The sequence below is a fragment of the Asticcacaulis sp. genome (assembly GCA_024707255.1).
Lineage (GTDB): Bacteria > Pseudomonadota > Alphaproteobacteria > Caulobacterales > Caulobacteraceae > Asticcacaulis.
On sequence record JANQAC010000002.1, the window covers coordinates 662,641 to 677,299 of the forward strand.

11 protein-coding genes and 1 pseudogene are annotated in these 14,659 nt (G+C 61.9%); 7 read left to right on the forward strand and 5 right to left on the reverse strand.

What is annotated here, in order from left to right; genetic code table 11:
- Positions 1-50 precede the first annotated feature (50 nt).
- Positions 51-1,994, forward strand: coding sequence for an isoaspartyl peptidase/L-asparaginase (locus tag NVV72_14465; GenBank protein MCR6660478.1), 1,944 nt, complete (start codon positions 51-53; stop codon positions 1,992-1,994).
- Positions 1,994-2,446 carry an Lrp/AsnC family transcriptional regulator gene (locus NVV72_14470; GenBank protein MCR6660479.1) on the forward strand — a complete coding sequence of 151 codons (453 nt, stop codon included), beginning with the start codon at positions 1,994-1,996 and terminating at the stop codon, positions 2,444-2,446. Before NVV72_14465 ends, NVV72_14470 begins: the two co-directional genes overlap by 1 nt.
- Here NVV72_14470 and NVV72_14475 read toward each other — a convergent pair.
- Positions 2,443-3,559, reverse strand: a pseudogene (locus NVV72_14475) (aminotransferase class I/II-fold pyridoxal phosphate-dependent enzyme). The gene NVV72_14470 and the pseudogene NVV72_14475 overlap by 4 nt on opposite strands.
- Positions 3,560-3,681: 122 nt before the next feature.
- Here NVV72_14475 and NVV72_14480 point away from each other — a divergent pair.
- From NVV72_14480 to NVV72_14500, 5 genes are read left to right on the forward strand one after another with little or no spacing between them, the layout of a single operon-like run.
- Entirely contained in the window at positions 3,682-4,302 is a 621-nt protein-coding gene (locus tag NVV72_14480; GenBank protein ID MCR6660480.1) for a PepSY-associated TM helix domain-containing protein, read from the forward strand.
- An 8-nt stretch (positions 4,303-4,310) separates the two neighbouring features.
- Positions 4,311-4,832, forward strand: a complete 522-nt coding sequence (locus NVV72_14485; GenBank protein MCR6660481.1) for a DUF2271 domain-containing protein — start codon at positions 4,311-4,313, stop codon at positions 4,830-4,832.
- A complete protein-coding gene (locus NVV72_14490) occupies positions 4,833-5,822 on the forward strand; it encodes an FAD:protein FMN transferase (protein ID MCR6660482.1) in 990 nt (329 codons plus the stop codon). It begins immediately after the preceding gene.
- The gene (locus NVV72_14495) at positions 5,819-7,135 is read left to right on the forward strand and encodes an NADPH cytochrome P450 oxidoreductase family protein (GenBank protein MCR6660483.1); all 1,317 of its coding nucleotides are present in this window, start codon (positions 5,819-5,821) and stop codon (positions 7,133-7,135) included. The genes NVV72_14490 and NVV72_14495 overlap by 4 nt, the downstream gene beginning before the upstream one ends.
- Positions 7,136-7,161: 26 nt before the next feature.
- Complete coding sequence (locus NVV72_14500; protein ID MCR6660484.1) at positions 7,162-7,989, forward strand: DUF4198 domain-containing protein; 828 nt, start codon at positions 7,162-7,164, stop codon at positions 7,987-7,989.
- Here the strand turns inward: NVV72_14500 and cobA are convergent.
- The 4 genes from cobA to nirB all read right to left on the reverse strand — a co-directional run bounded on the left by cobA (position 7,967) and on the right by nirB (position 14,513).
- Positions 7,967-8,863, reverse strand: coding sequence for a uroporphyrinogen-III C-methyltransferase (gene cobA / locus NVV72_14505; GenBank protein MCR6660485.1), 897 nt, complete (start codon positions 8,861-8,863; stop codon positions 7,967-7,969). The genes NVV72_14500 and cobA overlap by 23 nt on opposite strands.
- The gene (locus NVV72_14510; protein ID MCR6660486.1) at positions 8,863-11,541 is read right to left on the reverse strand and encodes a molybdopterin-dependent oxidoreductase; all 2,679 of its coding nucleotides are present in this window, start codon (positions 11,539-11,541) and stop codon (positions 8,863-8,865) included. The genes cobA and NVV72_14510 overlap by 1 nt, the downstream gene beginning before the upstream one ends.
- Positions 11,542-11,692: 151 nt before the next feature.
- Positions 11,693-12,016, reverse strand: coding sequence for a nitrite reductase small subunit NirD (gene nirD, locus NVV72_14515; protein ID MCR6660487.1), 324 nt, complete (start codon positions 12,014-12,016; stop codon positions 11,693-11,695).
- A complete protein-coding gene (nirB, locus tag NVV72_14520; protein MCR6660488.1) occupies positions 11,904-14,513 on the reverse strand; it encodes a nitrite reductase large subunit NirB in 2,610 nt (869 codons plus the stop codon). The genes nirD and nirB overlap by 113 nt, the downstream gene beginning before the upstream one ends.
- Positions 14,514-14,659: the final 146 nt, after the last annotated feature.

Below are 14,659 nucleotides of genomic sequence, written 5' to 3' on the forward strand. Positions count from 1 at the left end.
CAGTTGTGGTGATATGTTGCATTTGCGCACTAATTCACCCGGAGCCTGCCATGCGTCACCTGATTCTTGCCTTAAGTCTCTCATTCGTCACCTTAAATATGAGTAATATTGCCGAGGCGAAGGTATGGAAAAGCGGGTCGGGCTACAGGACCTTCGTCATTGGTGACGAAACGAAGCCGACGACCGATCCGGTAACAGGTGGCTTCCTGTTGAGCGGCGGCGGTGACTGGGCCTATGATGCCTTCCGCTGGTTCACCGCCCATGCCGGTCATGGTCACATTGTCGTGCTGCGGGCGTCTGGTACCACGGAATCGCAGGATGAATTTTATAACCAGGTAAAGGGAGTCGCCTCGGTGCGGACTTTTCTGTTTACCGATCGCAAGGCTTCTTATGACCGGAAGCTGCTGGAAGCAGTGAAGAAGGCCGATGGCATCTTCCTGGCGGGCGGCGACCAGTCCAACTATGTGCGCATGTGGAGGGGCACGCCGCTCAATGAAGCGCTCGATGCCCATGTGGCGGCCGGCAAGCCGATCGGCGGCACTTCGGCGGGGCTGGCGGTGCAGGGGAACTGGCTATACGGGGCCATGGATGGCGGCAGCATTACCTCGCCGGAGGCGATGAAAGACCCGCTCGGTTCGGCGGTGACCATGGAAAGCAACTTCCTGCATTCGGAACTGATGACCAATATTGTCACCGACAGCCATTTCGGCGTGCGTGACCGCCTGGGCCGCCTGATCGCCTTTGTGGTCAAGTCGGAAAGTCTGCGTGATGCCGATGGCAAGCGGTATGCGCATCCGCTGGTCGGTCTGGGCATCGATGAAGAGGCCGCGATGACGGTAGAGGCCGACGGTACGGCGAAGGTTTATTCCAATCTCGATGGTCACGGCTGGCTGGTTCAGGGCGGCGAGGTTCACGATCTGGCGCCGGGCAAGCCACTCAATATCAAGAATGTGAGTGTGACGGGCATCGGCAAGACCAGCACCTTCAATATCAAGACGCTGGAAGTCGGTCAGCCGTCCTTCACCCGCACCTATGATGTCACCGATGGCGTGCTCACTCAGCAAAAGCACTGGTCGCTTGCCATCCACGGCGGCGCCGGCGTGATCGACCGCGGCGACCTGACACCGGAGACCGATGCCGCCTATCGCGCCGGTCTGGCCGAAGCCCTGAAGGCGGGGCAGGCGGTACTCGACAAGGGTGGTTCGTCACTCGATGCCGTCGAGGCCACGCTGAAGCCGCTGGAGGACAATCCTCTGTTCAATGCCGGTAAGGGCGCGGCGATCGCGGCGGATGGCAATATCTATCTCGACGCGGCTATCATGGACGGCGGCACAATGAAGGCCGGCGCCGTGGCGGCCCTGACGCACACCAAGAACCCGATCGTGGCGGCGCGCGCCGTTATGGACAAGACGCGCCACGTCCTGCTCGCCGGTGAGGGCGCTGACGCCTTCTCGAAGGCGCAGGGGCTTGAACAGGAAGACCCAAGCTATTTCCATACACCGGAGCGCGAGCAGATGCTGGTGGACTGGAAAAAAGACAATACGGCTATGATAAACCCGACCCATATGTATGGCACAGTCGGGGCGGTAGCGCTGGATAGCGATGGCCATCTGGCGGCGGCGACCTCGACCGGCGGCCTGACCGGCAAGCAATGGGGCCGTATTGGCGATAGTCCGCTGATCGGCGCCGGCACCTATGCGCGCGATGGCGACTGTGCCGTTTCGGCCACCGGCACCGGTGAATATTTCATCCGCGATTCCGCCGGCCGCCAGGTTTGTGACCGCGTGCGCTGGAACCATCAGGACATCGAGGCCGCGGCCCATGACACCATCATGTCGATCGGATCGATCGGCGGCGATGGCGGTCTGATCGCCATGGACACCAATGGCAAGCCGGCCTTTGCCATAAATGATGTGGGCATGTATCGTGGTGCGGTATCATCCGATTCCCCCGTTATCCGAACGGCGATCTATGGCGACGAGACACTGAAATAATGACCACGCGCAAGCCTGCCCCGGAACTGGACGCCATCGACCGCAAGCTGATGGCGTCCTTACGCGAAAATTCCCGCCTGCCGGTGTCGCAACTGGCGACCATGCTCGATATTCCGCGCACCCAGGTCTATGCCCGGCTGGAACGGCTTGAAAACGAAGGCATTATCGACGGCTATACGGTGCGGCTGGGCCAGGCCTACTCGAAATCCCGCCTGCGCGCCCATGTCATGATCAAGACCCTGCCGCGCCTGTGTCAGGAGGTCGAACTCAAGCTGCCGGAAATCCCGGAAGTCTCGGCCGTCTATGCCATCAGCGGGGAATACGACATCATTGTCATGGTCGAGGCGGCCGACAGCATAGAGATGAACGAACTGATCAACCGCATCGGCCTGCTGGATGGCGTGGAGCGCACCACCACCTCGATTATTCTGGCGGCCAAGCTGGAGCGTTAGGCTCTTGCCGCGAACCAGGTGGCTAGCCGCCGGATCGCTTCCTCGATCTCAGGTGTGGAGACCGCGAAGCTGAAGCGGATAAAGTGATGCCCCTCGACTGGATCGAAGTCGAGGCCAGGCGCCGTAGCTACGCCGGTGTCGCGCAACAACATCTGGCAAAAATCGAGGCTGTTGTCGGTCAGGTGGCCGATATAGGCATATATATAAAAGGCGCCGTCGGGCGGGGCGATCGAGGTCAGACCCAGTGCGGGCAAGGCATCGAGCAATAGTTGGCGATTGCGGGCGTAGGTGGCGACATGGGCCTCCAACTCGTCGCGGCAATCCAGCGCCACCAGGCCGGCGTGCTGGCTGAGAGAAGGCGCGGTCAGGAAAAGATTGCCGACATAGGCACGGGCCTTTTTCCAGATGTGCCTGCGGCACCAGCAGCCAGCCGACCATGCTGAAATATTTGGAGAAACTGCTGACCACCAGAGCGTCCGGCGCATATTCCAGCATGGAATGCGTGGGTTCGACATAGCTCAGGCCGTGATAGATTTCGTCAGAAATGATGCGGATGCCACGCTCGCGGCAGACGGCGGCAATGGCCTCAAGCTCGGCAGCTTCGATGATCGTACCAGTCGGGTTGGCCGGACTGGCGATGATGACACCTTCCGGCGCCGGTTCGACGGCTGCCAGAGCCGCGGCGGTTAATTGGAAGCGGACCGACGCATCACAAGGAATTTCCACCGGTATCTGGCGCAGCGCCTTGACCGTATTACGGTAGGCGACATATCCGGGGCGGGCCATGGCGATGCGGGCGCCGGGCTCGAAGCTGGAAATCAGGGCCAGCAACAGGGCGGGTGAGGCGCCGCAGGTCAGAATGAAGCGCTCAGGTGCGACGGTGATACCATAGGTTTGCTGGTAGTGCCGGGCCAGACGCGCGCGCAAGTCCGGGCTTTCCCAGTAGCCAAGGCCGTCCGTGTCGAGCACATAGTGGGCGGTCTCGATCGCTTTCTTTGGGGCGCCGGTAGAGGGCTGGCCAAATTCCATGTGGATGATGGAGCGGCCCTCGGCCTTCAGTTGATGGGCCAGGCGGCTGATGGCAATGGCATGAAACGGTTCGATATCCTGCATGTCCTGCTTCTAGGCCAGATGGCTGTCGATCCCAATTCAAAAATTTGAACGGCGTCCTTGTCAGGGCGGATAATTGTTGCTAATGCGAATGATTATCAAAGTTATGCGGTATTTTTGTCTTCATGCCCAGCTCAATAACGGTAAAGTCCGGCTTCTGGCGGAACCAGTTGCGCCAGTGGCACTGGATCAGTTCGGCAATCTCCCTGATGGGGCTGCTGCTGTTTTCCGTGACCGGCTTTACGCTCAATCACGCGGCGCAGATTGAAGCCCAGCCCAAGGGGACGAAGATTGAACGCACGGTGCCGCAAGCTACCTTGACTAGCCTGGCTTCGGTCACGGCCAATGTGCCCCTGACGCCCGTTCAGGCCACGGCCATCCGGGGCGCCACGGGCGTCGATGTGCGCGGCGCCACGGTCGATGCCGACGAAGACGGCATCTATCTCACCCTGTCGGCGCCAGGTGTCGATCTGACTCTGGAAATCAGCCGCATCGACGGCCATGCTATCTATGAACGCACCGATCGCGGCCTGATCGCCGTGCTCAATGACCTGCACAAAGGCCGGCATTCCGGCCCGGTCTGGGCCTTGTTTATCGACCTGATCGCCATTGCCTGCGTGGTGTTTTCCGTGACCGGTCTTGGCCTTCTGTGGCTATACGCCCGTGGCCGCCGCGTCACCTGGCCCCTGGTGGCTCTGGGCCTTGTTCTCCCTTTCATCCTTTTTCTGCTGTTTGTTCACGCCTGAGGTTTACCATGACTGCCAAGTTTCTTGCCTTCGCCGCCGTTGCGGCCACCGGCCTGACCGTTTCCACGGCAAATGCCGGCCAGGTTGTGCTTGATATCGAAATCCCGGCCCAGAAGGTTGCCGAATACCACAAGCCCTATGTCGCGGGCTGGATCGAGGATGCCGCCGGCAATCACGTCGCCAACGCTTTCCTGTGGTATGATGTCAAGAAGCCGGAAAACCGCGGCGCCCGCTGGCTGAAGGATCTGCGGTCGTGGTGGCGCAAAAGCGGCCGTGACCTGACCTCGACTGATGGTTTCAGCGGCGCTACGCGCGCCCCCGGCCGCAATACGCTGGCACTCGATACAAATGCTTCGGCCTTCAAGGGCCTGAAGCCCGGCGCCTACAGCTTCGTCGTTGAAGCCTCGCGCGAGCAGGGCGGCCACGATCAGGTGAAACTGCCGCTGACCTGGAACCCGGCCAGGGCGGCGACCGCCAGCGCAAAAGGCACCACCGAACTCGGTCAGGTCAAGCTCAGCTATAAGCCGTAAATGCCCCTGTCGCTGCCCGCCCTTGACCGACGTGTGCTGATCCCCGACTTCGTCGCGGAACCGCATCCGCCTGCCGGAACGGTCCGTCACGATCTGGAAGGATCAGCCTTCGCCACGACCTGGCGGGTCAGTTTTTATGTCGAAGCCGATGCGGTCCTGATGGGACTGCCAGCGCGCCTGCAGGCGGTGCTGGATGGAATCGACCGGGAAATGAGTCCGTATCGGATCGATTCTGATCTGACGCGCTTCAACCTGGCACCGACGGGCACATTTGTCGCCCTGCCGACGCAGATGATGACGGTCATGCGCCATGCGCTGGATATAGCCGAACTGACCGATGGCGCCTTCGATCCGGCCATACTCCCGGCGGTGGAACTGTGGGGGTTCGGCGCCAGGGCGGTGCCGGCAGGTCTGCCGGATATCTCGATCCTGCCGGCCAACCGCTGGCGCGATCTGGTCTGGCAGGGGGACGGGATGATCAAGCCGGAGGGCGTGCGTATCGATCTGTGTGCCATCGCCAAGGGGTATGCCGTCGATTGTCTGATGAACCTTCTGAAAGCCGAGCCGGGTGTCTGTTCGGGCCTGGTCGAGGTTGGGGGTGAACTGAAGGGCTGGGGCGTACAGCCGGATGGCCTGCCGTTCTGGGTGGAAATCGAGACACCGGCAAAGGTGGCGACGGTTGCCGCCCTGTGCGATTGGGCGGTCGCCACTTCCGGTGAACAGGTGCGGTCGTTCGTGCATAACGGGCAGGTCCACTCGCATATCATCGACAGCCAGACCCAGGCGCCGACGCGCTCAGGCATTGTCAGCGTGACGATTTTCGACGCCGATTGCTGGCGGGCCGATGCACTCGCCACGGCCCTGATGGTGATGGGGGAGGCGAGTGCCATGGATTTTGTCGTAAGGCATGATATTCCCTGCCTGATCTGGCTGCGTGATGATGATGGTCTCCGGGAACGGTTGAGCCCGCGTCTGGAGGGTTGGCTGTGACAGCATGGCTCGATACCCTGACCTATGATCCGGCGTGCTGGGCTGCGGCCGGTGCCTGGGCAGCGGGTTTTGTGGCGGTCAGCCTGTGGGCGGCGCTCAAGGGGCGGCGTAAATCCGAAGTCGCCAGCGAGTATATGGTGCTCTATGCCTCGCAAACCGGTCAGGCAGAGGAGATTGCCAAAGACAGTGCCGCCTCTCTTGTGGCGGGCGGGCGTGACGCGCAGGCCGTATCGATGGCCTCGGCGACGGCGGCGCAGTTGCAGGTGGCGAAACATATCCTGTGCGTGGTGTCGACCACCGGCGAGGGCGATGCGCCGGACGAGGCCCTGCGTTTCGAGAAGACTTTGATGCGCGAAACGCCCGATCTGGCGGGCCGGTCAGTGGCGGTTCTGGCCCTGGGGGATCGCAAGTACGACCAGTTCTGTGCCTTCGGCCATCGTGTTTTCAACTGGCTGGTGTCCTGCGGGGCCGAGGCAGTGGTACCGGTTATCGAGGTTGATGACCTGGATGCGGCGGCGCTGAAGAAATGGCATGACCTGCTGACGAGTCTGGGGGGACGCGAAGCGCTCCATGCGTATACCGGATTGCCCTGGCGGCTGGAGGCCCGGACACGGCTCAATCCGCAGGGTAGTCATCCACTCTATCATCTCAGCTTTACAGGCCAGGCCGCCGACTGGCAGGCGGGTGATCTGGTCGAGATCACAACGCCTCGCGGTCACCGCCGCGACTATTCTATCGCCACTCTGCCGGAAGAGGGGCATGTGGACCTTTATGTGCGCGAAGTATGCAAAGAAAACGGCGAACCCGGTGAGGGTTCTGGCCTGCTGATCGAAGGCATTCAGGTGGGTGACAGCCTGCCGCTGCGGATTAAATCGCACAAGGGCTTCCATATGCCGGAGGGCGACGGGCCATTGCTGCTCATTGGGGCGGGGTCGGGTCTGGCTGGTTTGGGGGCGCATATTCTTCAGGCGAACGCGCAAGGTCGCAAGGTCTGGCTGATCTACGGAGAACGTCATCCGGAGCGCGACGGCACCTTGGCGGATCAGATGAAAACCTGGCGAGAAGAGGGCCGTCTGGCGCGGCTCGATCTGGTGTTTTCAAGGCCCGATGATAGCGAGGGGCAGTATGTCCAGGCTGTTGTGAACGCACAGGCCGCCGATATCCGGAACTGGCTGGAAGCGGATGGAGTAGTCCTGTGCTGTGGCGGCCGCGATATGGGGCTTGCGGTCGAGCACGCCCTGGCGGCGGCCTTGGGGCAGGCCTGGGTCGAGGACGCTAAGGTGTCCGGTCGATACCGACGCGATCTTTACTGAATTATTTGCGTTTATGGGAGCAATGTATGTTCAAACCTGTCTTGTCCGGCCTAGCCGCCAGTCTTACCCTGGTCGCCCTGTTCGCCACGGTTTCCGCCGAGGCGCGCACCAGCTATATCGTGCCCTATAATTTCGCCCCGACCGAAGCCTATGTGACGGCAGAAGCCGCGACGTCGGAGAATGTTTTCACGCCGGAAGGCGCGCTGAAAATCGACAGCTTCCAGATCATCGACGACAAGGGCGCCGCCACGCCGGCCAAGGGCACCCAGTTCAAGGAAGTGACCCTGTTTGAAACGACGCTGCCGCACGAAGGCACATTCCGCTTAACGACAGGCAATGTGGAAATGCGCGTAATGCAGATGGTCGAGATCGACGGCAAATGGCGTCCGGTACGTGGGCCCGGTGGACCTGGCGCTCCGGGTGGGCAAATGTCGCAACAACCGGCCATTCCGGCCGATGCCGGGACGGTTACGGTAAAAGCCATGACCCGTGCCGACAGCTATATTTCGCAAAAAAAACCGTCGGAAGCTTTGCCGCCGCTCGAAGGCAAGGGCCTGGAAGTCGCGCCGCTGACCCACCCCAGCCGTTTGTTCAGCGGCAGCACGTTCGACTTCACGGTGATGTTCGACGGCAAGCCTTTGCCGGCGGCGGATTTCAAGATCGAGCGTGGTGGCGACCAATACCGTGACGCCAGCTATGTCTATACCGGCACCACGGGCGCCGACGGCAAGGCGCAGGTGACCTTCGATGCGCCGGGCGTCTATGTCATCGAACTGAACCGCAACTGGCAGGACGGCGACCAGAGCGATCCACGCAACTGGTCCTACAGCCTTACGCTTGAAGTCGCGCCTTAACAGACGTGGCCAGGCGGGCGTAGCCAAAAGCGATGCCGACTCCCATCAGTACCGGACCTTCAAAGGCCGCCTGGGCAACCAGTGCGGCCATTTCCCTGAGTGTGCCGGAAAGGGCACGGGCCGTCGGGCGGCCGGCGTTTTCGATGATGACCACGGGTGTCTGCGACGAGCGACCGGCGTTCAACAAGCTGGCCTCGATATGGGCCGCGTTATGCGACGACATATAGAAGACGAGCGAGACCATCGGATCGCTGATGGCCTCATTGCGCAGATCGATGGAACCATCTTTCGTGCGGCCGGTCAGGAAGGTGACCGAGCGCGCTTCGCCGCGATGAGTGAGCGGGAATGAAAACTGCGCCGCGGCGGCCGAAGCGGCGGTTACGCCCGGCAGGGTCTTATGAGCTATGCCATGCTGTTCGAGATAAAGGCGTTCTTCCTCGACACGGCCGAAGACCGACGGATCGCCGCCTTTCAGCCGCACCACATGCAGGCCCTTTTTCGCCAGCCGGACCATCAGTTCATTGGTCTTGTTCTGCGAGACAGACAAACGGTCCCCACGTTTGCCGACGCAGATCTTGACGCACTTCTGTGGGGCAAGCGCCAGGACATCTTCTGAAACCAGCGCGTCGTAGAGAAGCGCCTGCGCCGATTGCAGGGCCTTCAGCGCGCCCAGCGTCAGGTGATCGGCGTCGCCGGGACCGGCGCCCACCAAACTTACGAAACCATTTCTTTTCTCCTCCCTTGCGAAGCGGGGGAGGGGGGACCACGAAGTGGTGGAGGGGGCTATCAGACGGTGGCGTTGCCCCCTCCGTCTCGACGCGCTTCGCTTGCTCGACACCTCCCCCGCTAACGCAGGGGAGGAGGAAGGTGTCATCATGCAGCATGGGCGGTCTCCTTTGCGTGTTTCAGCAGGCATTGTTTCAGTTCGCCCTTGCACGAGCCGCAGGCCGTGCCGGCGGTGGTGGCCTCGCCGATAGCCTCGACCGTCAGGGCGCCATCCGCAATGGCGGCATTGATGGTCTTTTCGCCGACGCTGCGGCAGGCGCAGATGATGCGGCCCTTGTCCTGCACGCCCGGCAGGCGGCCGATCAGCAGGGCGGCGCGGTCCTTTGCATCCAGCACCAGGTCGCCGAAGCGTTCCAGCAGCCAGTCGCGCGGCGGCAGGCGCTTGGTGATGGGGGCGATGAAAATGACGCGGGTCAGGCGGCCGTCTTCGATGCGCACGCGGCGGGTCAGGCCGGTCGTCACATCGTCGAGGCTCTGGGTGATCTCGATGGCGGATATATCCATCGGGGTAATGCCGGCCAGCTCAAAGCAATCAGCAAAAGCATGGCTGGAGCGGCGCCAGACCGCACCATTTTTCGTTTCTTTGGCGAAATCCGGCAGTTCGCCGTCGAAATTGCGCGGCGTCATGATAAAGCCGTGCCAGGCTTCGTTATAAGCGGCTACTCGCGCCGGCGTATGCTTGAATTCGGGCTGGCCTGACATAGGATCGACCGCTGGATTGACCATCGTATTAGCCCGCCCGAAAGGCGCGAACTGGCGCGTCCAGTGCATGGGCACGCTCAAATTGCCTTCGCGCACGTCGTCGGTGACGCGCGCCTTCAGGATCGCCTCGCCAAAGGCCGTGGTGACGATGGCCAGGCGTCCCTCCTTGATGCCGAGACGTTTGGCGTCCTTCGGATGGATATCGAGCAGGGGCTCGGTGATATGGCGGTTCAGTTCCGGCGCCAGGGCCGTGCGGGTCAGGGTGTGCCAGTGATCGCGGACGCGGGCGCTGTTCAGGCTGAAGGGGAATTCCGGTGTCGGCAGGTTGGCCGGACTAGTGGCCTTTGGTACGATCAGGCGGGCGCGGCCATTCGGCGTGGCGAAGCGACCATCGGCAAACAAACGCTGCGTCGAACCCGCCTTGGTCACGGGCCAGCGGGTTGGCGTCAGGGCGTCGTAGGTCTCGCGGCCGAGACCAGTCAATCCTTCTAGATTGAGAAAGCGCTGGCCGTTGTTTTCAAAGGCGGTCAGGCCGGCATGTTCGGCGAAGACCTCGTGCGGTCCTTTCCAAGAGAAGGCGGCATCCCATGAACTGTTCATGCGGCGGGCCACATCGGCGATGATCGACCAGTCCGGGCGAACCTCTCCGGGCAGGGCGGTCATGCGACGCTGGCGGGAGATCACGCGCTCGGAATTGGTGACCGTGCCGTCCTTTTCGCCCCAGGCGGCGGCGGGAAGCTGGATATGCGCCATGTCCATCGTGTCGGTGCGGGCGATAACATCTGAGACCACGACCAGTTCGCAATTGGATAGCGCCTCGTGGATGCGGTTGCCATCCGGCATGGAGACCATCGGATTGGTGGCCATGATCCAGATGGCCTTGACCTTTCCAGTGCGCACGGCCTCGAACATATCGACCGCCTTCAGGCCCGGCTTCGGCGCGATGGTTGGGGATTGCCAGTAGCGCTGGACCAGCGCCTTCGAGGCATCGTCGAAATCCATGTGCGCGGCCAGCATATTGGCCAGGCCACCGACCTCGCGGCCGCCCATGGCATTGGGCTGGCCGGTAATCGAGAAGGGCGCGGCGCCCGGCTTGCCAATCTTGCCGGAGAGCAGGTGGGCATTGATCAGGGCCAGCCCCTTGTGGACGCCCTGGCTCGACTGGTTGGAGCCCATGGAAAACAGGCTGACCGTCTTTTCGGTATGCAGGAAGGCGTCATAGAAGGTCTTGAGATCGGCCGGCGATATGCCGCAATCGTTCGCGATGGCGTCCAGGCTCTGGTCGTCCTCGCAAAGCGCCGCCATCAGGCGCGAATAGCCTTCCGTATGCTGGTCGATAAAGTCGTGATCGACGGCGTTACGGGCGATCAGGTGGGCGCACAGGCCGTTCCATAGCCGCACATCGGTCTGCGGCCGGATCATCAGGTGAAGGTCGGCGGCCTTGGCGGTATCGGTGCGTTTGGGGTCAATGCAGACCCGCATTTGGCCTTCTCTGGCCTCAATCCGTCGGTAAAGTACCGGATGGGTCCAGGCGGCGTTATGACCGGAAAAGACCAGCAAATCGGCCAGCTCGAGGTCTTCATAAGTGCCGGGCACGAGATCGGCGCCGAAAGCCTGTTTGTGTGCCGCCACCGCCGAGGACATGCACAGGCGCGAATTGGTATCGACATTGGCGGTGCCGATATAGCCCTTGGCCAGCTTGTTGACAGCGTAATAGTCCTCGGTCAGCAATTGGCCGGACACATAGAAGGCGACCGCATCCGGGCCGTGTTCGGCGATGATGGCGTTGAATTTATGCGCCACGGCGTCGAGCGCTTCATCCCAGGTAGCGGCCTCTAACGTGCCGTTTTTACGCATTTTCGGTTCAAGCAGCCGGCCTTCGAGACTGAAGGTATTGCCGAGCGCCGTGCCCTTCGAACACAGGCGGCCCGAATTCGCGGGGTGGGTTTCATCGCCCTTGACCGACATGCGGCGGCCGCCGATCAGTTCCGCCTTCACGCCGCATCCGACCCCGCAATAGGGGCAGGTGGTCTTTGTCGTGATGGTGGGGGCGGACTCGAACATGGAGAAGTATCCGAACGGTGGCTGTTTATATCTTCCCCTCTTGGAGGGGAGGTGGCGCGTAGCGCCGGAGGGGGTAACAACCGGCGGAAATTTACCCCCTCTTGAAAATGGCTTGCGCCATTTCCAAGCTCCCCCTCCAAGAGGGGGAGATCTAGAAGTTCAATCCCAGCAAAATCCGGCCATTCTCCACGCGAAGCGGCACGGTTGGGGTGCAGCCCTTGCCGGCGTCGGCGCCGAGGGCTTCACCGCTTTCCAGCGAAATCGACCAGTTGTGCAGCGGGCAGGCGATGGCGCGGCCATGGACTATGCCTTCCGACAGAGGGCCGCCCTTGTGTGGGCACTTGTCGAAGACGGCGTAATATTCATCGGCCATCGTGCGGAAGACGGCGATGGCACCCATGACGGTCTCGACGCGGCGGGCGCTTTGCGGGGCGACCTCGATGGCCGCACCGACATCGGTCCAGTTTATCGTCACATTGAAGTTTACTGGCGCATTCATTCTGCAGGCTCCGGTTGGATAGCGCCGTCACGCAGATCGGCAAGGGGAGAGAAGACCTTTGCAGGGGCGGAAAGGGGGCATGTTCGGCCCACGGATCGACCTGATAAACCGCTTGTGACTCCAGGAAGCGGGCCACGAGGGCGGCGCGCATTTCGGGTTCGGCCAGGCGATCCTTGACGAATTGCAGCCCCATCCGTTCGATCCACGGCGCGGTGCGTTCGAGATACCAGGCGTCCTCACGGTAAAGCTGGACAAAGGCTTTTCCCCATTCCAGCGCCTCGGCCTCGGTCGCCACCTTGGTCAGCAGGTCAGTACCTCGCAGATGGATGCCGGCATTGCCGCCGACATGCAGTTCATAGCCGCTGTCGACGCAGATCACGCCGAAGTCCTTGATCGTGGCCTCCGCACAGTTACGCGGGCAGCCGGAGACGGCCATCTTGAACTTGTGCGGCATGTAGCTGCCCCAGGTCGCCTGCTCCAGCTTGACACCCAGTCCGGTCGAATCCTGCGTACCGAAGCGGCACCATTCCGAACCGACGCAGGTCTTCACCGTGCGCAGCGCCTTGGCGTAGGCGTGGCCGGAGACCATGCCGGCGGCATTGAGATCAGCCCAGACGGCGGGCAGGTCCTGCTTTTTGACACCGAAAAGATCGAGGCGCTGGCCGCCTGTCACTTTTACCATCGGCACGTTGAACTTATCGACCGCATCGGCGATGGCGCGCAGTTCCTTGGCCGAGGTCAGCCCGCCCCACATGCGCGGCACGACCGAATAGGTGCCGTCCTTCTGGATGTTGGCGTGGTTGCGTTCATTGACGAAGCGCGAGCGCGGATCGTCCTTGTAGTCGCGCGGCCAGGCGCACAGCAGGTAATAGTTCAGCGCCGGGCGGCAGGAGGAACAGCCGTCGGGCGTGGTCCATTTCAGCGCCTGCATCACGTCCGGCAGGGTCTTCAGCGCCTGTTCGATAATGGCCTTGCGGACATGCGCATGGCCATGCTCGGTGCATTTGCAGACGGGTTTCGGCCCGGTCTGGGCCTTGAAGCTGTCACCCAGGGTGCATTTCAGCAGGCTTTCGACGATGCCGGTGCAGGAGCCGCAACTGGCCGAAGCCTTGCAGTGGCCGCGCACCTTGTCGAGCGTGTCGTTGCCGGCGGAGATCGACGCGACCACCTGACCCTTCGATACGCCATTGCAGCCGCACACTTCCGTGTCGTCGGGCCATGCCGCAATGGCGTCAGAAGGGTCCTGGCCGGCCAGGGCATTCGTTACGGCCTGGCCGAAGATCAGGGTGTCGCGGATCGGCGCGATGTCCTCGCCCTTCTTCATCAGGTCGAAATACCAGCCGCCGTCGGCCGCATCGCCGAAGAGGACCGTACCCACCAGCTTGTCGTCCTTGATGACGATGCGCTTGTACACGCCGCGGCCTGGATCGCGGAAGACGATGTCCTCGCAGGCCTCTCCGCCGGAGAATTGCCCGGCCGAATAGAGATCGACGCCGGAGACCTTCAGGCGCGTGGCCATCTGCGAGCCGGCGTATGATGAGTCGGCGTTCTTTTCGGTCAGGACATCAGCCAGCGTCCGACACATGTCCCAGATCGGCGCCACCAGGCCATAGCACTGTCCGCGATGCTGGGCGCATTCACCAATGGCAAAGATGTCCGGATCAGAGGTGCGCATCTGGTCATCGACCACAATGCCGCGCTCGACCACCAGACCGGAGGATTTCGCCGGCTCGACATGCGGGCGAATACCGACGGCCATGACCAGCAGCGAGGCCGGGATGACGCGGCCGTCCTTTAGTTTCAGGCCTTCGACATGGGTTTCACCGAGGATGGCTTCGGACTGGGCGTTGAGCACCGAGATGACGCCGCGATCGAGCAGAGCCTTTTCCAGCAGGCGGCCGGCGGCCTCATCGAGCTGGCGTTCCATCAGCACGTCGACAAGGTGAATGACGGTCGATTTCATGCCGCGCTTGGCCAGGCCATAGGCCGCTTCGAGCCCGAGCAGGCCGCCACCGATGACAACCGCTTCACCGCCGTTATTGGCCGCCTGGGTCATCAGGTCGACATCCATCAGGTCGCGGAAGGCGACGACGCCGTGCAGGTCCGAGCCGGGCAGGGGCAGGCGGATCGGATCGGAGCCCATAGCCAGGATCAGCTTGTCATAGGCGATGGTCTGGCCGTCGTGCAGGACGACATGTTTCGTCGCCGTCTCGATCGATTGCACCCAGTAGCCGAAGTGCGTCTTCACGCTGTTGCTGTCGTACCAGTCCTGGCTGTGGGTGACGATCTGGTCGAAGGTCTTTTCCCCCGCCAATACCGGCGATAGCTGGATGCGGTCATAGGTGGCGCAAGGTTCGGCACCGATGATCGAAATTTCAAATCGCGTGTCGTCGCGCTTGAGGATTTCCTCGACAATACGGCCCCCGGCCATGCCGGCGCCGATAATGACGATACGCTCTTTCTGTGTGGTCATTACTCGAACCCTTTGAGCAAAAAAAAGAGCCCCGAACCACGCCACTCATTGCTGAGTAGCTGGTTCGGGACTCCATTGTCCTGATGGTGCGCCGCAGAAACCGCCGTTGGTTTCAGAAGCGCGAATGTGGTTGATCGACAGTGATC